This window comes from Mesorhizobium sp. M0058 (assembly GCF_040323095.1).
In the GTDB taxonomy this organism is placed as follows: Bacteria; Pseudomonadota; Alphaproteobacteria; order Rhizobiales; family Rhizobiaceae; genus Mesorhizobium.
In genome coordinates, this window is record NZ_JAMYUQ010000002.1 from 141,340 (window position 1) to 159,557 (window position 18,218).

At 63.6% G+C, this 18,218-nt stretch carries 13 protein-coding genes; 1 reads left to right on the plus strand and 12 read right to left on the minus strand.

Annotation, left to right across the window (positions count from 1 at the left end; translation table 11 throughout):
- Window positions 1-98: 98 nt before the first annotated feature.
- From NKJ75_RS03590 to NKJ75_RS03635, 10 genes are all read right to left on the minus strand, one after another.
- Window positions 99-635: a dihydrofolate reductase family protein gene (locus NKJ75_RS03590; protein WP_023697685.1), complete on the minus strand. Its 537-nt coding sequence runs from the start codon at window positions 633-635 to the stop codon at window positions 99-101.
- A gap of 18 nt (window positions 636-653) precedes the next feature.
- Window positions 654-1,418, minus strand: a complete 765-nt coding sequence (locus tag NKJ75_RS03595) for a 4'-phosphopantetheinyl transferase family protein (RefSeq protein ID WP_023745470.1) — start codon at window positions 1,416-1,418, stop codon at window positions 654-656.
- Entirely contained in the window at window positions 1,415-1,873 is a 459-nt protein-coding gene (locus NKJ75_RS03600) for a GNAT family N-acetyltransferase (RefSeq protein ID WP_352499206.1), read from the minus strand. Before NKJ75_RS03600 ends, NKJ75_RS03595 begins: the two co-directional genes overlap by 4 nt.
- Window positions 1,873-5,955 carry a Pls/PosA family non-ribosomal peptide synthetase gene (locus NKJ75_RS03605; protein ID WP_352499207.1) on the minus strand — a complete coding sequence of 1,361 codons (4,083 nt, stop codon included), beginning with the start codon at window positions 5,953-5,955 and terminating at the stop codon, window positions 1,873-1,875. Before NKJ75_RS03605 ends, NKJ75_RS03600 begins: the two co-directional genes overlap by 1 nt.
- 300 nt (window positions 5,956-6,255) lie before the next feature.
- Window positions 6,256-7,437 carry an arabinose transporter gene (locus NKJ75_RS03610; RefSeq protein WP_352499208.1) on the minus strand — a complete coding sequence of 394 codons (1,182 nt, stop codon included), beginning with the start codon at window positions 7,435-7,437 and terminating at the stop codon, window positions 6,256-6,258.
- A gap of 29 nt (window positions 7,438-7,466) precedes the next feature.
- Window positions 7,467-7,901, minus strand: a complete 435-nt coding sequence (locus NKJ75_RS03615) for a lipocalin-like domain-containing protein (RefSeq protein WP_023805027.1) — start codon at window positions 7,899-7,901, stop codon at window positions 7,467-7,469.
- A gap of 55 nt (window positions 7,902-7,956) precedes the next feature.
- Window positions 7,957-8,973, minus strand: coding sequence for a zinc-dependent alcohol dehydrogenase family protein (locus NKJ75_RS03620; protein ID WP_352499209.1), 1,017 nt, complete (start codon window positions 8,971-8,973; stop codon window positions 7,957-7,959).
- Window positions 8,974-8,998: 25 nt separating this feature from the next.
- On the minus strand, window positions 8,999-9,394 hold the full coding sequence (locus tag NKJ75_RS03625; protein WP_352499210.1) for a (R)-mandelonitrile lyase: 396 nt from the start codon (window positions 9,392-9,394) through the stop codon (window positions 8,999-9,001).
- 19 nt (window positions 9,395-9,413) lie between these two features.
- Window positions 9,414-9,824 (minus strand): cyclophilin-like fold protein, encoded by a 411-nt coding sequence (locus NKJ75_RS03630; protein ID WP_352499266.1) that lies wholly within the window; start codon window positions 9,822-9,824, stop codon window positions 9,414-9,416.
- A 53-nt stretch (window positions 9,825-9,877) separates the two neighbouring features.
- Window positions 9,878-11,068: an MFS transporter gene (locus NKJ75_RS03635; RefSeq protein ID WP_352499211.1), complete on the minus strand. Its 1,191-nt coding sequence runs from the start codon at window positions 11,066-11,068 to the stop codon at window positions 9,878-9,880.
- Between the two features lie 148 nt (window positions 11,069-11,216).
- Between NKJ75_RS03635 and NKJ75_RS03640 the strand changes: the two genes are divergently transcribed.
- A complete protein-coding gene (locus NKJ75_RS03640) occupies window positions 11,217-12,110 on the plus strand; it encodes a LysR family transcriptional regulator (protein ID WP_352499212.1) in 894 nt (297 codons plus the stop codon).
- A 427-nt stretch (window positions 12,111-12,537) separates the two neighbouring features.
- Here NKJ75_RS03640 and NKJ75_RS03645 read toward each other — a convergent pair whose 3' ends face one another.
- Together NKJ75_RS03645 and NKJ75_RS03650 are read right to left on the minus strand one after the other, a co-directional pair.
- The gene (locus NKJ75_RS03645; RefSeq protein ID WP_352499213.1) at window positions 12,538-13,746 is read right to left on the minus strand and encodes a phospholipase D family protein; all 1,209 of its coding nucleotides are present in this window, start codon (window positions 13,744-13,746) and stop codon (window positions 12,538-12,540) included.
- A 205-nt stretch (window positions 13,747-13,951) separates the two neighbouring features.
- Complete coding sequence (locus NKJ75_RS03650) at window positions 13,952-18,190, minus strand: sacsin N-terminal ATP-binding-like domain-containing protein (protein ID WP_352499214.1); 4,239 nt, start codon at window positions 18,188-18,190, stop codon at window positions 13,952-13,954.
- Window positions 18,191-18,218: the final 28 nt, after the last annotated feature.

Below are 18,218 nucleotides of genomic sequence, written 5' to 3' on the forward strand. Positions count from 1 at the left end.
ACCTCCTACGGTCGATAGGAGGTTGCGTCAGGACGGACCGACCGCCTCTGTCGCCTTCGGCGACATCTCCCCTCAAGGGGAGATTACCCACCAGCGTCTCACACCCTCCCAGCCGCATATTCCAGCGCCACCACGCCATTGCTGAACTGTACGGTCGAGATCGGCTCCAACGCCACCGGCATATCGGGCGGGAACAGCTTCTTGCCCTCCCCGACGGAGCCAGGGTAGCTCAGCAGCCTGACGCGATCGACCAGACCATGGCGCAGCAATTCCCGCGCGACGCTCAGGCTGCCATGCACATAGATGTTGCCGCCGCTGCCTTGCTTCAGCGCCCGAACCGCTTCCGGCAACACACCCTTCAGCAACTCGGCCGGTTTCCAGTCGAGTGCCTTCGGGCTTGTCGACGCGACATATTTCGGCAGCGCATTGAACCGGTCGGCGAAGTCTCCGGTTTCCTTGGGCCAAGAGCCGGCAAAAATCTCGTAGGTCGTGCGCCCCAGAAGCATGGCCCCGCTGTCGGCAAGCTCGTCCTCCTTGAACCTTTGCATCTCATCGTTCCAGGTCACGCTGGGCAGCTTCTCGACCTCGGCGATGCCATCGATGCTGATGAACTCGGTGATAATAAGGTTTCTCATGGCGCGCTCCTTCTTCTGTCAAAGGACGAACCGTGTGAGCCTTTTGCGACCGCTCTGCGAAAAAAAAGCGCTTTGTTGAGCAGGCGTTGCTGTCGGGCGCTGGCCCATCGCGCTTAAAGGGGGGGCGCTTCGGACACCATCGACAAACGCCAGAACGACCACACACGGAGCAACGCAGTAAACCAGTCTCGCTCTGCGGCCCGTCTTCGTCACAGCGTCGCTTGCGTCGAGATCGACGGTGATGTCCTCATAGCCCAGCACTTCGCCATCAAGCGGGTAGGCGGCCTTGTAGACAGCTTCCTTCGCGGCAAAAAGGATGCGACCGGCAAGACACAAGTCGGTTGCGTCGATCCGGTCAGCGGGGACTGCAACCAGCGCGAAGATGTCGTCGGGCAGGGGCAAAGCGGGCTCGATATCGATGCCGAGCGAGGCGACGTGGGAGAGCGGCGCGACGGCCGCCACGGCTATCTCGTCGTCGTGAGCCAGCGACCCCGTTACTCCATGAGGCCATACCGGTGCGCCGGAGGAGCCGCGGAGGATAGCGACGTCGTTCAAGCCCATATCCGCCAGCAGCTCGTGCGCGATCCACCGCGCCGCGCCACTCGCCCGCCGCATCAGCGGCAGGCGTGACGGGATGGAGCGTGCTTCCTGCGGCAGCAAATGGTTCTCATCGCCTTCGCGGATCGTGCGGCATCCGATCCGAACGCCGGCCGGTGCCATGGCGGCCATCGCCGCCAGCAACTGCGCCGACAGGCTGGCACCGGCATCGAGCCGGCGCGTCATGGCTGTTCGCCCCGCAGAGCGAGGTCGGCGATCATTTCCCCGTCCTCGTCGGGCCCTTCTTCGACGAAACCGGCAGCGCGATAGAGGCGGCGTGCCGCTTCATTCCCAGGTTCGTAGCAGATCGAAACGTGGCTGATGTGGCCGAGCCGCATGATTTCATCCAGCACTTCGCGCAAAGCGGCCTTGCCGTAGCCTTGGCCCTGATGGACGCGATCGATCATGAAGCGGTAGATCCGCGCCTCGTCGTCGTCCTGCGGCGCCTCGTACATCAGGAAACCGACGACGCGATCCCCTGCCATGACGACGCGCGGCCGAGCGTCCCCGTCGCTTTCGGCTTCGTCCAGCGACTCCGCATTGCTGGCGACGAAATCCATCTGATCCGCAGCCAGTTCCAGAGCCGCGACCAGGGCCCGGTTGGCCGCAGTCACCGAAACGAGACGGACGTCTGCGCCCATCAAGCCGTTGCCTTGACGCTATCCTCCGGCAGCGGCTCGACGAAGCGATGCAGCTTGGCCGGGTTGCCCCGCCAGATCGAGTTGGGTTCCAGCTCTTCGCCCTTCATCACGAAGGAGTCCGCGTCGACCATCGAGCCTTTGCCCATCACCACGCCGTAGTGGACAAAGGCGGAAGGTCCGAGCGTGCAACCATCGCCGATGCGGATGAAATCGGACTTGAACGCGCCTTCTTCCAGCGAGTGGGCCTGAATGACGCAGCCCTCGTTGAGCGTGACGTCGTCGCCGATCTCGACCAGCGAGCGCTCGGTCAGGTTGCTGCCGCCATCATAGACCCGGCTGCCGACCTTGACGCCGAGCAGGCGCAGGATCATCGGCCGGAACGGCGTGCCGGCGAACAGGCGCACGATCGGCGAATCCGCCAGCTTCCAGTGGCGTTCGTGGCGCCAGAAGGCGACGTCGTAGATCGTCGTCATCTGCGGCTTTAACCGGCCAAAGCCAAGGCTTGCCCGCTCGACCAGAATGTAGAACGGAATGGTGATCGCCGAGGTCAAAAGCACGGCGGCGAACAGGGCGACCTCCGCCCATTCCGTATAGTAGTTCAGCGCCCGGTCCCAGATCGCCAGCGTGACGAACAGCATGACCCATTGCGTTGCCAGGAACAGAAGAATGGTCACCAGGTTGTGGCGGTTCTTGTGCGGGATGCGCCGGCGCCGGTCGGCCTCGTCGACGCCGGCGATAAGCTCCTTGTCGCGGTTCACCATGCGCGGGATTTCAAACGCAGGCGAACCGAGAAGGCCGACATTCTCGCGCACCGGCCCATCGATGGGGATCATCACCTTGGTGCCGAGCAGCACGTTGTCGCCGGTGCGGCCGTCCGGGGGATAATAGATGTTGTTGCCGAGATAGTTGCGTTCGCCGATGCGCGTCGGCTCGAGCCTGAAGGCCGAGGCGGACTTGTGCATGTTGATCATGAACAGCCCGTCCGAGACCATGGTCTCGGTGCCGATCTCGCACAGAAGCGGATTTTCGTGCTGCTGGTTGGAGCCGAAATTGGAGCCGGTCTGCACCACTCTGTTGAGGTTCCAGCCGATGGCGCGCATGTAGTGCACGACGGCCGAGCTGTCGCCGGCCAGGAGCCCGAGCACGCGGGAATTGCTGGCGAATTCGGCGATGGTCTGCAGCCAGTAGCGGAAACCGTAAAGCGTGTAGGTGCGGCCCGGCTTCAAGATGAGGCTGGTCAGGCGCGGCACCAGCGTCGCTGCCAGGAAAGCCGCCGCGATATAGCCGAAAAGCGTGACCGTGGTGCCGATTGCGACAAGGCCGATCGTCTCCTGATAGTCGTCGCCGACATATTCCCAGTAGCTGTGGAACAGGAGCGGCAGCGGGGTGACGAGGCCAAACAGGCCGATCAGCTGCAGCGCTTCATAGAGGAAGCGCCGGACCTGGTAAGGATTGACATTGCGCACCTTGCAATAGTCCGCCGTGGTCGGCACCGCCGGCGATCCATGCCAGTGCTCGCCGTCGGGAATGCTTTGCCCGCGATGCAGCGAGGACGAATGGCCGAGCTGGGCGCCGTTGCCGATCCTGGTGTCGATGTCGAGCGTGGAGCCGACGCCAACGAAGGCATCGCGGCCGATGGTCAGCGGCCCGGTGTGGATATAACCGGACTGGGCCCTGAAGCCGAGGATCATCGATTCCTTGCGCAGGATGGTGTTGGCGCCGATGGAAATAAGATCCGTGCAGACGGGCACGGACTTCGATTCGATGACGGCGTTTTTGCCCAGCTTGGTGCCGAGCAGCTGCAGATAGAGGCTGTAGAGCGGGCTACCGCGGAACAGCACGACGGGTGCGGTGCGGATCAACGTCTTGACCACCCAGAAGCGGAAGTAGCGCACGCCCCAGATCGGAAACGCCTCGGCCTTCCAGCGGCCGATGAGCACCCATTTCGCAATGACGGCAAAGCCCGACATGCCGAAGAACACGGCCGCCGAAAGCGCCACGCACCGGATATAGAGCTGCAGCGGATCGTCGAGCGCGTCATACATCCAGTTGAGGCCGTCATTGATCGCCCAGAGCGCCACGTAGCTGTAGAGGCCGTAGAACGAAAGCTGCGCCGCGCCGCAGGTCCAGTAGGCGAAATTCGAGGCCCGGCGGGTGAGGACCGGCTCGTTGGTGGCCGTCGTCATCTCCACGCCCAGATGCAGCGCCAGGCGCGCCACTGTAGGATAGAGATAGATGTCGCGCATCGACGTCGTCGCCCATTCCTTCCTGGTGCGCACGCGCGCGCAGAAATGCGCCATCAGCAAGGAATTGGCTCCGAGATCGTCGAAGAAGTGGTCCTCGACCGACACCGCGTCGAATTTCAGCACCGTTGCCAGCGCTTCCGCCAGGAAACGCTCGTCCTCATTGGCGGGCGGCACCATCGTGCGATCGGCCGAAAGCCGGATGCTCGTCGGCTTGGGCAGCTGGCGCAAATCCACCTTGTTGGAGACGGTCATCGGGATGGCGGGCAGCTCCTCCAGATAGGCGGGCACCATATAGTCCGGCAGCCGCCGCTTCATCGTCTGGGCGAGATCCCCTCGGGAAATCGCCGCTACGCCGGTTTTAAGCGCGTAATAGGCAACCAGTTCGACGCGGCCGGGCTCGATCTCCCAGGTGGTGACGGCGGCCTGCGCGATCTCGGGCTGGTCGAGCAGCACCGCCTCGATCTCGCCGAGCTCGATGCGATATCCGCGAATCTTCACCTGCGTGTCGATGCGCCCGGCATACTCGATCTCGCCGCTATCGTTGATCCGGCCAAGATCGCCGGTGCGGTAGATGCGCTGCGACGGGTTGTTCGGCAGGCCGACGAAATCGGCGATGAATTTCTGGTCGGTCAGGTCCGGCCGGTTCAGATAACCGACGGCGAGCCCGATGCCGGCAATGCCGATCTCGCCCAGTTCACCGGGCTCGGCAAGTTGCGGCAGCGAAGCGTCGAGAATGACGATGGAGTAGGTCGGCAACGGCGCGCCGATCGTGACGGGACTGTCCGGCGTCAGCGCCCTCATCGTCGCGGTGACGGTCGCCTCGGTCGGCCCGTAGGTGTTGAGGATCTGCCGGCCCGGCTTCGACCAGCGCACCACCAGATTGTGCGGGCAGGCCTCGCCGCCCACCAAAAGCGTGCGCAGGCTGGGCACATCCGATGTCATCGATGACAACAATGTCGGGCTGCAGGCCATGCAGGTGATGTCATGGAGGCGCAGGAAATCCGCCAGTTCCTCGCCCACCAGCGGCATCTGGCCAGGTGCCGGCACCACCGTCGCGCCGGCGACGAACGGCACCCAGATCTCTTCGGAGGAAAAATCGAAGGCAATGGTCATGCCCTGATAGACCCGGTCGCCCGGCCGGTAGCCGTAGGACGCGGCGGCGACGTGTATGAAATTGACGAAGCTCTGGTGCGTGATGACCACGCCCTTGGGCTTGCCGGTGGTGCCCGAGGTATAGAGGATGTAGCAAATGTCGTCGGTCGCCTGCTGCTTCAGCGGCGCGGGCGACTGTGCGGAGATTTCGGCGGCGGCGCTGTCGATCAGCACATGGGGAACGGGCAGTTGACCGGCGCGCGACGCATAGGCGGCGATGGTGACGATCATGCTGACGGCGGCGTCTTCGATGATCAGCGCCATCCGCTCCTGCGGAAACGCGGTGGCTAGCGGCACGAAGGCAGCCCCCGCCTTCATCACCGCCAGCAACGCCACATAGGTCTCCGCCGACCGGTCGAGAATGAGCCCGACCCGGTGGCCCGGCCGCACGCCGTGCTTGATCAGCATGCGGGCGCACTGGTTGGCACGGCTGTTCAGCTCCTGATACGTCCAGACGCGCCCGTCGGAGATCACCGCCGGCAACGCGGCGAAGGTGACGGCGAGCTGCTCGAAGACCGCATCGAGCCGCTTACCCGGCTGCCGGGCAAAGTCGGCGCCCGTCAGGACCTGGCCGTCCCTTGCCGGGCCGCGAGCGATCCTTGCCAGCGCATCGATGCTTGCCAGGCTGCCGATCGCCGTTGCCGCGTCGCTGTCCAGTTCGGCGATATCGTAGTCCATGTCCATACTTTCTCGTCCTCGCCGGGCATTGCCCGGCTGTTCATGCCGCCGCTGGAGGAGGCACTGCGCCGCCGCTGCGATTTTGTTGGTGGAGGGCTTCCAAAAAGGAAGAACCCGGAATCCGGGAAGCTTATGCCACCCGATCTTTTCGCCGGTTTTTCCGAACTGTTGAATTTTGTTTCTGGAGTGTGTCTGGGCGGGGATTTGCCGGGCCTCGTTGACCCTTGCGGGGCAGGGGTTCAGCCTCAGTGGCGACCCGGAAAGAGACTATGAGCGAACCTCATGCGGACGGCGCCGGCGAGCTGTCTATAATGGAGCGCTACGGCGACCCAGCAGCAGAGCGATGCCCAACGCCGGAAGCGTCGCCGCCGCGACGGCGAAGAAGACGAATTGCAGCCCGGTCGACGCAGCGACCAGGCCGAGCGCCGGACTGCCGAAGCCGAGCGCCACGTCGAGGAAGACGGTGTAGAGTCCCATGGCCAGGCCGCGGCTGCGCGACGGAAGACGGCTTACGGCCTCGGCGCCGAGGCCGGGATAGACCAGCGAGTAGCCGAGGCCAGTCAGGCCCGCTCCGATCGCGGCGACAACAGGCCCGGTCGCAAGCCAGATCAGCATCAGCCCTGCCGCCTCGACCACAACGAAGATCACAGCGACGCGTGCGCCCCCAAGCCTGTCGGGCAGGTGGCCGAAGCACAGCCTTGCCACGATCAGCGACGCGGCATAGGCCGTGAACGGAAGCCATACCGGCTGCCAGCCCCGCTCGGCGAAGAGCAGGGCGCCGAAGCCCAGAATAGCACCATAGCCGAGGCTGCTGAAAGCAGCTCCGACGCCAGGAAGCCAGACCGCTTTCGCCACGCTCCTCCATGACTGCGGCACGCTGCCCGCGGCGGCGCCGGTGCCGCGCATCGGCAGGATGGCAAGCAGCGTCGCCAGCGGCAGGAGGATCGTCGCGAGCGCGATCGCGGTGAAACCGCTCGCTACATAAAGCGCAGATCCGACCGGCGCCCCCAGCGCGAGCGCCGCAAACATCGCCGTGCCCACCCAGGCTATGACTTTTCCGGAGTTCTGTCCGCCCGCAACGGAGAGGCCCCAGGCGACGCCGCCGGTTATGATGAAGCTCTCGGACGCGCCCAGCACCGCCCGTCCGGCGAACAGCGCCGATGCGGACGCTACCGGCCGGTCGAGCAATGCCAGCGAGCCGAGGTAAAATAACCCGGCAAGGGCAGCGGCAATGAGGCCGACGACGACGGCGCGCTTGCCGCCGCGTCCATCGGCATAGTTTCCAGCCCCGATGCGCGACAGCATCGAGGCGACGAACTGGCTGCCCGTCACCAGCCCGACTGCGAAGGGGCCGAAGCCGAGCTGCTGGTGAAGATGCAGCGGCAGGACGGGTAGCGCCAGTCCGATCAGCAGGAAGCCGGCGAAGACAGCCGCCATGATTGGCACCAGTTCCGCGATGACGCCATTTCGGTCTGACATCCGCGCCATTTTGGCCATCGGTAACTCAACTGTTCGGATCAGTAGCGTTCGTAGGTTACGCGCCAGCCTTCGGCCGGGTTGTCCGGCGTGAGGACCAGTTTGTTGTCCGAGACCTCGAATTTGCGTTTCATGCTCTTCCCGACAAGGTTGCGGACCAGGGAGGACTCGATCGTGATGACGAAAGTCTTGTCCTGGTCGTTGATGGCGACCGGCCCGTAATAGGCTTCGTAGCCATTCGCCGTGTAAGGCGTGTCCGGCGCCTTGGGGTCGGGGTTCTGCGCCTGCACCGAGAGGGTGCCGGCCTCGGTGAAGATGACCTGGCCGGAATAGGGCACGGGCTTCAGGTTTCCCTCGGCGCCGGCCTCCAGCGACGTCATGCGCCATGCGCCGATGATCGGAGGCTCTTGCGAGAAAGCTGGCGTGGCGACCGAAAGCGCAAGCGCAAGGGCGGCAATCTTCAATCTCATCGTCATATGTTGTCCCTTTTCTGAGTTGTGGGTGCGCACAGGCCGTCCGCCCGATCTTTGCTCACACCGAAAGCATGACCTTGATGGCGCGACGCTCGTCCATGGCGCGGTAGCCTTCAGCGACCTCGGCCAGCGGCAGCTTGAGGTCGAAGACCTTGCCGGGCTTGATCCGACCTTGCAGCACACGGTCCATCAGGTCGGGCAGGAAACGGCGCACCGGCGCCGGGCCGCCCAGCATTCGTTTCTGGCCGAAGAATAGTTTTTGGCCGTCGAAGTTCACGCCATGCGGCACGCCGACATAGCCGATGGTGCCGCCGGGGCGGGAGCAGGCCAGCGCCTGGTCGAAGGATTCTCCCGTGCCGACGCATTCCAGCACGGAGTCCGCGCCGACGCCCTTGGTGAGTTCCTTGATGCGGGCCACGCCTTCCTCGCCGCGCTCAGCGACGATGTCGGTGGCGCCGAACTCGCGGGCGAGTTTTTGGCGGCTGGCGTGCCGGCTCATGGCGATGATGCGCTCGGCGCCCATCTCCTTGGCCGCAAGCACGCCCATCAGGCCGACCGCACCGTCGCCGACCACCACCACCGTCGATCCTTCGCGGACCTCGGCTGCGTCGGCCGCATACCAGCCGGTGCCGAGCACATCGGACACAGCCAGCAGGTCAGGGATGAGGTCGGCCGGCGGTACCTCGGCGGTGGCGACCAGTGTGCCATCGGCCAGCGGTACGCGGGCGTAAGGCGCCTGCGCGCCCGACATGAACTCGCGCTGCACGCAAGACGACTGGAAGCCGAAGCGGCAATGCGGGCAGGTGTTGTCCGAGAGGCAGAACGAGCCGACGACGAACTGGCCGGGGCGGACCGTGCGCACCTCTGTGCCGACCTCGACGACGATGCCGCAATATTCGTGGCCCATATGCATAGGCCCGGCGACCGGCTGCAGCCCGCGATAGGGCCACAGGTCCGAGCCGCAGATGCAGCTTGCCGACAGCTTGATGATGGCGTCCGTCGGCCGCATGATTTTCGGATCGGCGATTTCCTCGCAGCGTATGTCGCCCGGTTTGTGAAGAACGGTTGCAAGCATGTTGGTTCCTTTCGAGAGGAGAAGATCAGGCGCCGTAGTCGGCGTCGCTGACATGTTCCAGCCAGTCCACGACCTTGCCGTCCTTGACCTCCTGGAGGGCAATGTGGGTCATGGCGGTCCGAGGCGACGCGCCGTGCCAGTGCTTTTCGCCGGGCGCGAACCAGACGACGTCGCCCGGACGGATTTCCTCGACCGGGCCACCTTCGCGCTGAACTCGGCCGAGGCCGGAGACGACGATCAGCGTCTGGCCGAGCGGATGCGTGTGCCAGGCGGTGCGGGCGCCGGGCTCGAAGGTCACCTGTGCGCCTTGAACCCGCTCGGCGTCGTAGGGATTGAAGAGCGGATCGATCCGCACCGTTCCGGTGAACCAGTCAGGCGGTCCCTTGCCGGAAGGCCTGGTGCCGGCGCGAAGAATGTCCATGGTGATCTCCTTTGCGTCCTCAAATGCGTTCGATGCGAAGCGGGGATTTGCCGCGAATGTGCAGGGCCTGCTCGCCCTCGTCGAAGCGGCCAAGCCTGATCAGCCCGGGATGGCGGTAGTCGGCGTAGAACATGGCCAGGTTGCCCCAGGGCATGAAATAGCACAGGTCGTAGGGCTGCTCGTCGGCGAACGGACCGCTTCCCTCCTCGGTCAGCTTGCGCGGCAGATAGGCGATCTTCTCGTTATGGGCGTAGTCCTCGATCTCGAGGTCGAGCGGCAGCATGGAGAAGAAGTCGCGCGCCGAGGGATTGTCGTAGAGCGTGGCGGTCATGGTGCGGCCGTTGAAAACCATCCTGATCTTCATGTCGGTGGGCTCCTGGCTGACGGGAGATTGGTCTTCCTGGCTGGCGGCTGTGCGAGGCAGGGTCATCGCGAGCGCCACGCCGAGCAATGTCCGGCGGCTGAGCGGCGCATGTTCGATCGTCACGGCAAAGACCTCCGGGCCATATGCGCTGCGGCAAGGGCGGCGAGCGCCGATCCGCAGAGCAGCACCGCGCCCAGAGTGAACGGTCCCCACCAGCCGACCGTATCGAACAGCGTGCCGCCGATCGCGGCGCCGCCGGTGATGGCGAGCTGGATGACGGCTACCTGCAACCCGCCGCCGGCCTCCGCGTCGTTCGGCAATGTTCGGCTGAGCCACGTGCCCCAACCGACCGGCGCGGCCATGCCGAAGAAGCCCCAGGCAACGAGCAGCAGCGCTGTGGGACCTGGGAGTGCACCGAAGGCGATGAGCGCGGCGGCCAGCGCAGCCATGACCAGCGGGATGACGGTGAGGATGCTGAACAGACGCGTGCGCAAAAGCCGGCCGACGCACCATGTGCCGAGCACCCCGGCCAGCCCCATCGCCAGCAGGACCGCCGAGAGGGCGGCGATGTCGAGCCGCGTGACGTTCTCGAGGAAGGGCCGCAGATAGGTGAAGAGCGCGAACTGGCCCATGAACAGCATCATGATCGAAGCCATGCCGGTGGCGACAGGAAGACGGCCGAGCAGCGTCAGCGGATTGCCGGCACGCTTCCGCCGGCGCGGCGGCAGCGCCGGCAGGCTTGTCCATTGCCAGGCCAGTGCCAGGAGGCCAAACGGCACGACGAGGAAGAAAGCGCCGCGCCAGCCGACATAGGCGCCGAGAAAACTGCCCAGCGGCGCGGCGATGGTGGCCGCAATGGCATTGCCGGCGTTCAGCATGGCGAGACCCTTCGGAACCATGTCTTGCGGCACGAGGCGCATGACGATCGCGGTCGACATCGACCAGAACCCGCCGATCGCGATGCCGAGCAGCGCCCGGCCGACCATGAGCAACGCGTAGTTCGGCGCGAAGGTGACAGCCAGACCGGACACGATGAGGAGGAGGGTGAAGCCGGTCACGACCAGTCGGCGGTCGATGTGGCGCGTGAGGCCGGCGACCAGCAGGCTGGTCACGACGGCGAAAGCGCCCGAAATCGAGATCGCCTGTCCCGCCCGGCCCTCGGTGATGCCGAGATCGGCCGCTAGCGGCGACAGCAGGCTGACCGGCATGAATTCCGACGCGATGAGCACGAAAACACACAGCGCCATCGACAACACCGCGCCCCATGCGGCGCGGTTTTCGACCAGCCTTGTGTCGTACGTGGTTTCCATGATTGGCATCCTGGCAAAGCGACCGGACGGATCGGCCGCAAATTCCCGTCGCTGCCAGAAGATATTGCAGGGGAACCCATTTAAGTAGACTAAGCAATCCGCATGGACTTATCTGCTCATGATATGAATGTCCGACGGGAGGTGCCCTATGCAGCGCGATGGCATGAAGGATCTGCTCTGGTTCGTGGCGGTCGCCCGGGAGCGCAGTTTCACCAGGGCGGCGGCCAAGCTCGGCACCTCGCAGTCGACCCTGAGTTCGACAATCAAGGAGCTTGAAGCTCGTCTTGGCGTCCGCCTGCTGACGCGTACGACGCGGAGCGTCTCTCCGACCGAGGCCGGCGAGCGACTTTTCCAATCTCTCGTTCCCCGCTTCGAGGAAATCGAATCCGACCTCGCAAGCCTGGTGGCGTTTCGCGACAAGCCCTCCGGAACGGTCCGCATCACCTTGTCCGACCATGCGCTCCAGACGACCGTCTGGCCGAAGCTCCAGCCCTTGCTCAACGACAATCCAGACGTGCGCGTCGAGCTCTACAGCGACAACGGCATGAAGAACATCGTGGAGGAGCGCTTCGATGCAGGCGTGCGGCTTGGTGAGAGCATCGACCGGGATATGATCGCAGTGCGCATCGGGCCGGATTGGAGGCTCGTGGCCGTGGCTTCGCCGGACTACTTTTCCCGCCATCCGGTTCCGACCGCGCCCCAGGACCTGGTCGATCATGACTGCATCAATATGCGGCAGGCGACGTTCGGCGGATTGTATGCCTGGGAATTCGCCAGGGATGGCCGCGACCTACGTGTGCGGGTGGAAGGCCAACTCACCTTCAATTCGTCCATTCCCATGATCGAGGCTGCGACAAGCGGTTTCGGGGTCGCCTACGTCCCGGAAAACCTCGTCAGCCACCACATCGCCGAGGGACGCCTCAGGCTCGTGCTTGACGACTGGAGCCCGCCATTTGCCGGCTATCACCTGTACTATCCGAGCAGGCGACAGCTCTCCCCTGCGATGGCGGTGATCATCGACGCGCTCCGCCATCGCATCTGACCGCAGGGACTGTTTGGATTGAAGCTGACATTGGCAAATGGCAGGTTCTACCCCCAGGCCTCTTTGACTTCTACGCTGCGGAAGGCTGCTTTGCGCCTGGTTGCTATCGTCCAGGTGGCCTTGGCATGTTCCTGAAAACTACCGGTCTGTTTAGATCGCAGCAGTGTCCATCACGGGGTGGATTCGAAAACGGGCGTGCCGCGGCCGTCAGCCCAGCGCCGGGCCGCGAGGGATCCTTGCCGGTGTATCGATGGAGGCCAGGCCAGTCTGGCTGATCGGCGTTGCCGATTGTTGATGAAGGACCGACGCTTTCGCGCCGATGGCGCTGACCTACGTTTTCAGCGGCGATGCGGCCATGCCGTGAATGGACGGGAAGGGCGCGTGGAAGCTCTGGGGCGAGCGGCGTCATTGGTAAGGCCCCCGGAGGTCAAGGTCGGTACAGCATAGCATCGAGCATTGCGGCTCGCCCTTCCCAGAGCTCGCCGTCTGCACCGTCCGGCTTGTCCACATTATACCAGTCGGCCGAGCGGATCACCTCGACGACGCGGTCCCAATAGTTTTCCAGACGAAGCGTCGACTTCGAAAACCCCATTTCCTTGGCAGCCAGTTCTAGATTTGGCTCGGATATGCAGAGGAAGACGTCAGGCCGCTTCATTGCCAGCAGCCTGGACGCCGTCGGCACCCCGCCGACCCGATGGGAGCTCCTGAACGCCTGCACGAACAGTGTTGCGAACCGATCGAAGTGATCTTTCGTCACCTCGCCTTTCTGCGGGATGCTATCGACGGCTCGGGCGAGGTAGGCGTCGTTTTCTTTGATCCGGTTCGCGAAGTCGCCCATCCCGCTCATTGATCCGAACCAGCCCCAGTCGCGATCCAGTTCCGGACTGGTCTTTTGATTCTTGCCGATGACGCCAGCGAGCGCCTTGCGTTGCTCCAACCCGAGGTTCTTGAATGACCGGACAGACGCAAGCCATGTCTGGGCGATCCTTAGGAGCTCCAGGCTATGATCGACGTTGTGGTATTGTGCCGTGTAAATTGCTTGAGAATAGTGGTTCCAGCCCATCGCGATCAAGCGAGAGGAGACGCCGTTAGACGAGAGCCTGGTCGTGCTAGAGAGCGGGTCGCGCGGCGCCTTGGGCAAGCGGGCTACTCGCTTGCAGCTCAATCTATACGTTTCCGCCAGCCGCTGTGTCACAGGTTCGCCGTACGTTGCGCTACGATTGGTGAATTTGAGTAGGTTCATGAGTGCGGGGTCGTGGATCGATCCGGTAAGTTCCACGACCGCCTCGAGGTTTTTCCCCATCCCGCCGCGGGTAAAGTTTGCGCTTCCAACGATCGCGGCGACACGTTCGTCTGAACGAAAACAATAGACCTTAGGATGATAGGTTCCATCGGCGAATTTGGTTGCGACATAGCAGTTGTCGAGGCCTATGAGGCCGTCAACGAGGTCAGGATCTGTCTGACTGAAAGCGATCCCAAAAGTGACATTGCGGAATTTGCCGGCGTTCTTGATCAGTTGCTCGGCCAGCGGAGTGTACGAACCCCACGCGACAGACCAGTGTAGTTCGTCATAGCTAGAGATCAGTCGCGATATGGCCCGGCTGGCCGCCGCGCTGTCTAGAAACGATACCTCCACGTCTCCCCCTTTATCTGTCGGCCGACGCCAGAATCTGGCCGGTCGCGGAAGCATAAGGCTAAGGATAGTACAGAGAGGTCAAGCTATATCCCTGTTGGGCCGTGAGCCGATTGCGAGTGGCCCGATCGACAGCAACACGTTTACAGTCGACCGGTCGCGGCATCGAGATGCTTCGCCAGGAGGGCGAGCGTATCTCCGTCAGGCTTCAGTTGGCGATTGCGTTGAGTTTGATGCGGTCGCGGTCGGGTATCTGGTCGATCCGCACCTCGCATTCGCGGGATAGCGCAGCCCTATACCGTACCGGGTCGACAACGATCGTGAGGTATGCCGAAGCGCGTCCCTGGGCGTCGAACGCGATCTGGTAGATGTAGTAGCGGCTGCGATTGCGCCGGGCCGAGGCCAGCTCATTTAGCGTCAGACGGACCGTCCCGGACTTGACTTCGATGAACCGAACTATCCGGCCCGCATGCTGCCTGGGATCGTCGATGAACGCTTGGCGATGCTCTTGCGTGGTGAAGCTCAGGCAATCACAGCCATAGGCGGCGTAGCCCTGAAGGCGCGATACCCGCAGCGGAAAACGACCTTCACTTTCCTCGAACAGCATTGCCCACTCCTCGGCATCGTTAGGTGCCTGAACATCCGCACGACGCTGCGGTGCACTCGGTATTCCGCCCACTCGAACAGCCACGGTCCAACCACCGCCCCCCCCATGGCCACCGGTGGTGTCAGACTCAAGCCGCGTTGAAACGACCGCAGAAGCCTTTGGCAGCATGACCGGAAATGCCGGCGGCGGTATCGGTGGTGCAAGCGGCGGTGTCGGTGCTCGGATCGGCTGGATTATCGGCGCCACGCCCGGCCCCGTCAGCACGCTGGCGGCAGGTGGCGGTACCGCGCTTGCAGGACTAGGAGCGATTGCCAGTGCTAGCGTCGCGGCATCAATTCCATAGGGCTCTTCCGGAATGGCGATCTCCGTCTCGATGGCGGCGATTAGCTTCTCGATCTCGTCTGGCGTCTGATTATCGAGCAGTCGCCGGAGCTGGAGCATCCGCAGTGCATTGCTGCCAGCCAGCAGCAGCTTCTCGAAGTCGTCTCCGCTTTGCAGTTCGAAGAGTTCCGCCAATCCGTCGCTCATCGCGGTCATCGCGCGCAGCTCGGTCTCTTCGCTCCCCTCGCTCGGATCGATGCAGATCAGCAGTGCGTCGCCGTCGAGCAGATATTTGCCGGGTTCGAGATGCCCGTCAAATAGGTTGGGCCCTAGGCTGAAAGCAACATCCGCCTCGAGCACGATCTTGAGCTCAAGCGTCTCAAGTCGCCGCAGGCGTGCGGTCTCGAACGAGTTGGCGAGGCGAAACGCTTTGATGAACGGAAGGCTGTCCTGAAAGCGGCTCCGGAGATGCGCGGCGTCCATCCCCTCATCCTCCACCAGCCGAGTGACCATCAGGCTGAAACTCTGCTTGCTCAGCGGAGCGACGCCGAAGCGCGCTTCGATCTCGATTGCGCTGCGGCGCGCTGGCAGGTCGAGCATGGCGAGATGTTCGCGCGCTGCCGCAGGGAAATTGTCTCGGTCGAGATAGAGCGCGGCCTCGGCTGGCGTCCAGCCGATCATACCGTTCTTGCGAATCTGAACTTTGCCGCTAGTCCGGAATCGCGAGGCGGCATCGATTGCTCGGGCGGGATCGAAGTCCTCGATCTGCAGCACCTGGCCATATAGTCGTCGGACTACCTCCGGGCCGGGATCGCGCTGCTCCAGTCCCTCAAGCAATCGGTAGATCTGGGCTTCGTTAAGGTCAGACAGCCTATCTGGAACCTGGGCATGGGCAAGGCCACGCTGCCAGACGGCCCGTGACACACCAAACTGCGATTCTTCCGCAGGTGTCGGGCGCAGAGGTGTCTTGAACAGCGCGGCGAGCGGGCCAGGCGAAATCATCGCATCGCGTGGTGCGACTCTCTCGCCGCCGGCTACAGCAAGCCAAGGCCGCGTAGCGAGGGCGTGCCGTACCAGATCGGGCAGTGGGCCGTGGTATGGCTTGTATTCGGCTCGGCCCGACTTTGCCCTAAAGCGCGTCAGGAACGGCTTGGCGCGGATGACATCGAACCGCTCGTCCTGGGCCAGCCATGCCAAGATCGCCACGCTGGGCGCGGTATCAAGAATACTGTCGAGGCCCGCGATCCAGTCAGTCTCCGCGGTGCAGGTCCAGGCCCAGCTCAGTTCCGCTCGCTCGATGTTGCGCTTGGTATTGTCCTGCGATACCTCAAACTGCGCCGGCAGCGCGTCAATGACTAATGGCCTGTACGCTATCGGCACGGGCTGTGAAACCGCCATGGGCCAGGAATGGACGCCGATCCAACGGAAGAAAGCAGCGAGCTCGTCGGTCCTCGCGATTATGCCAAGCGTCTCAGGGGCGGCGAGTAATCGACCAGAGTCCGAGGCATAGAGCGCCGAGAGGATAATACCGGTGTCGCCATAGGCCGCCGAGAGATGGGTCTTGGAGGCGTCTTGCCAGGCGCCGTTGGCGCAGGGCACTTCCGTTAGGCCTGTAGGGTAATAGGAGTCTCGCGCTACGGTCTGCCGCAGGCCGAATAGGGCTTGCAGCAATTCGCGGCGTACCCGGACGGGATCGACCTTGGCTCGCCTGAGCACTTCGCTGGCTTGGCGGCGTAGCGATGTGATGACTCCGGTGGCGCTGAATTCATTAATGCCAAAGGTGCTTAGCTTGTCGAACCGATCTCGCATGGCTCCGCCGAGCCCTGTGCTGACCTTCTGCCAGAGCTCGGGATGCAGGAATCTTGCCCTTGCCCAACGGGGGAGCGCGGGCGGACGACCGCTGGTAGGTGGAGGGAAGGACGTATTGTTGCGGGTAAGCGGACGCTCCTCAGTGTCAAGCAGGAGCGTTCGATCATGCAAATCGGCGGGCAGTGTTTTGGCAATGCCGACGATCGCCGTCGCCCGCTCGTCGAGAGTCATCGGCGCCTGTCGGAGAACCTGGACGATCTCGGCGTCCTTCAGCACGCCGACCTGCAGCCTTGTGATAACAGCACGGTCGGCCTCAGTCCGACCGAGGGCAAGCTTTGGGAAGAGGCGCGCCGGAAGATATCCGGCAAAGGCGGCGGGCTCGACCTTGGTTTCATCGGCACTCGCATAACCCCCACCGTTGGTCGGGACCAGAGGACGCGCCCTGGCCGCCTTGTAAACTAGCGCTTCGAACACCTGCAGCGCGTCTGGGAAGGCAGCCTGGCGAGCCAAAAGTGAAAGGGGGTCAGGTGCTTCGGGATCATCCCGCAGCGCTAACAGGAAATCGGCAAAAAAGTCTGCGAGCGCCGAAAGGACGCCTGCATTGAGCTCGGAGTCTGTGTTGAGCGTTTTGCGGCTGGAATCCAGTTCGAGCGTCGCATGGAAGAGCGCCGGGAAGGGGACTGCGACCTCGCTTGGAAAATAGCAGTGCAGCCGCCCAGCCGCGTTCGGTGCGTCGTGGCGGACCGCGATGGCGAGCTCATACGCGCGTAAGCTGCCGGGATACTCCGGGTCTGGTAATGCCCCACGCTTTCGGCCGCAGGTCCATTCTTGAATCGTGATTGTATCGCCTTCGGCGAGTTCGAGCACGTACCGGCCGGACGCGTCGAGATACTTAGTCCAGCGCCGTGGGCTGTCATCATCGACATACACTACGATCTGCTCGAGCGCCTCGACGAACAGTAGGAAGTCCGGGTGAAATTCGGCTAGTTGGTCGAGGGCGCGCTGGCGCGCCTTCTCATCTTCGAACGGTGCGGCGACCACCGTGTCATAGCCGTCAGCGCGGAGCGCACGTGCACGTTCCATCAGCCGCGAGAGCTTCGGATCATCGATCGCCGCGAGCGCCGGCCCCGCCACCGGAAAGGCAAGGATAGGAACGAGCGGCTTGCTACTGCGCGCCACAAGAGCGGCGATGCGTGCGTCCGACCGCGAGAGCGCCTCGACTTGGCCAGCGGCATGGCTACGAGAGAAGCCTATTTCGAGCGCGCCACTGGTGACAAATGGCTCTGACGACCAGTTAAGAAGGGCGCGGAACCCGAGGCCCTTCGCGCCAATCAGTGTCGCCTGCCGCTCGGGCTTGTCGCTCGTGTGCGCGGTCATCAGCGACCGAACCCCGCCTGCACGGAAAGGCATGCCCGTATTAGCGACGAACAGGCCCTCCCGAGCGATCTCGATCCGGATACGCCCATGGCCCCCTTGCTCGGCGGCCGCGTCAGCGGCATTCTGGACGAGTTCGAGCAACTCGCGCTTCGCATAATCGCGCGCGATCGAACGCTCTCCATTGGCATCGCGCTTGAGCCATTCCGGTTTAGCCCGATAGCCCTGCATGGTCTCCGACAAGCACGCGGCTATCCACGTATCCCAGGCATTAGAATCCTCCGGGCTAGACTCCTCGTTGAACGAATCTGGCGTGTGGATCGGTTGTATTGTCATACTCCGGATACTGATGAGCCGGGTGGGA

What these genes read in the sequence shown, in the direction of transcription:
- NKJ75_RS03590 (WP_023697685.1), bottom strand. Translation starts at nt 635, where the DNA reads ATGAGAAACCTTATTATCACCGAGTTCATCAGCATCGATGGCATCGCC.
- NKJ75_RS03595 (WP_023745470.1), bottom strand. Translation starts at nt 1,418, where the DNA reads ATGACGCGCCGGCTCGATGCCGGTGCCAGCCTGTCGGCGCAGTTGCTG.
- NKJ75_RS03600 (WP_352499206.1), bottom strand. Translation starts at nt 1,873, where the DNA reads ATGGGCGCAGACGTCCGTCTCGTTTCGGTGACTGCGGCCAACCGGGCC.
- NKJ75_RS03605 (WP_352499207.1), bottom strand. Translation starts at nt 5,955, where the DNA reads ATGGACATGGACTACGATATCGCCGAACTGGACAGCGACGCGGCAACG.
- NKJ75_RS03610 (WP_352499208.1), bottom strand. Translation starts at nt 7,437, where the DNA reads ATGGCGCGGATGTCAGACCGAAATGGCGTCATCGCGGAACTGGTGCCA.
- NKJ75_RS03615 (WP_023805027.1), bottom strand. Translation starts at nt 7,901, where the DNA reads ATGACGATGAGATTGAAGATTGCCGCCCTTGCGCTTGCGCTTTCGGTC.
- NKJ75_RS03620 (WP_352499209.1), bottom strand. Translation starts at nt 8,973, where the DNA reads ATGCTTGCAACCGTTCTTCACAAACCGGGCGACATACGCTGCGAGGAA.
- NKJ75_RS03625 (WP_352499210.1), bottom strand. Translation starts at nt 9,394, where the DNA reads ATGGACATTCTTCGCGCCGGCACCAGGCCTTCCGGCAAGGGACCGCCT.
- NKJ75_RS03630 (WP_352499266.1), bottom strand. Translation starts at nt 9,824, where the DNA reads ATGACCCTGCCTCGCACAGCCGCCAGCCAGGAAGACCAATCTCCCGTC.
- NKJ75_RS03635 (WP_352499211.1), bottom strand. Translation starts at nt 11,068, where the DNA reads ATGGAAACCACGTACGACACAAGGCTGGTCGAAAACCGCGCCGCATGG.
- NKJ75_RS03640 (WP_352499212.1), top strand. Translation starts at nt 11,217, where the DNA reads ATGCAGCGCGATGGCATGAAGGATCTGCTCTGGTTCGTGGCGGTCGCC.
- NKJ75_RS03650 (WP_352499214.1), bottom strand. Translation starts at nt 18,190, where the DNA reads ATGACAATACAACCGATCCACACGCCAGATTCGTTCAACGAGGAGTCT.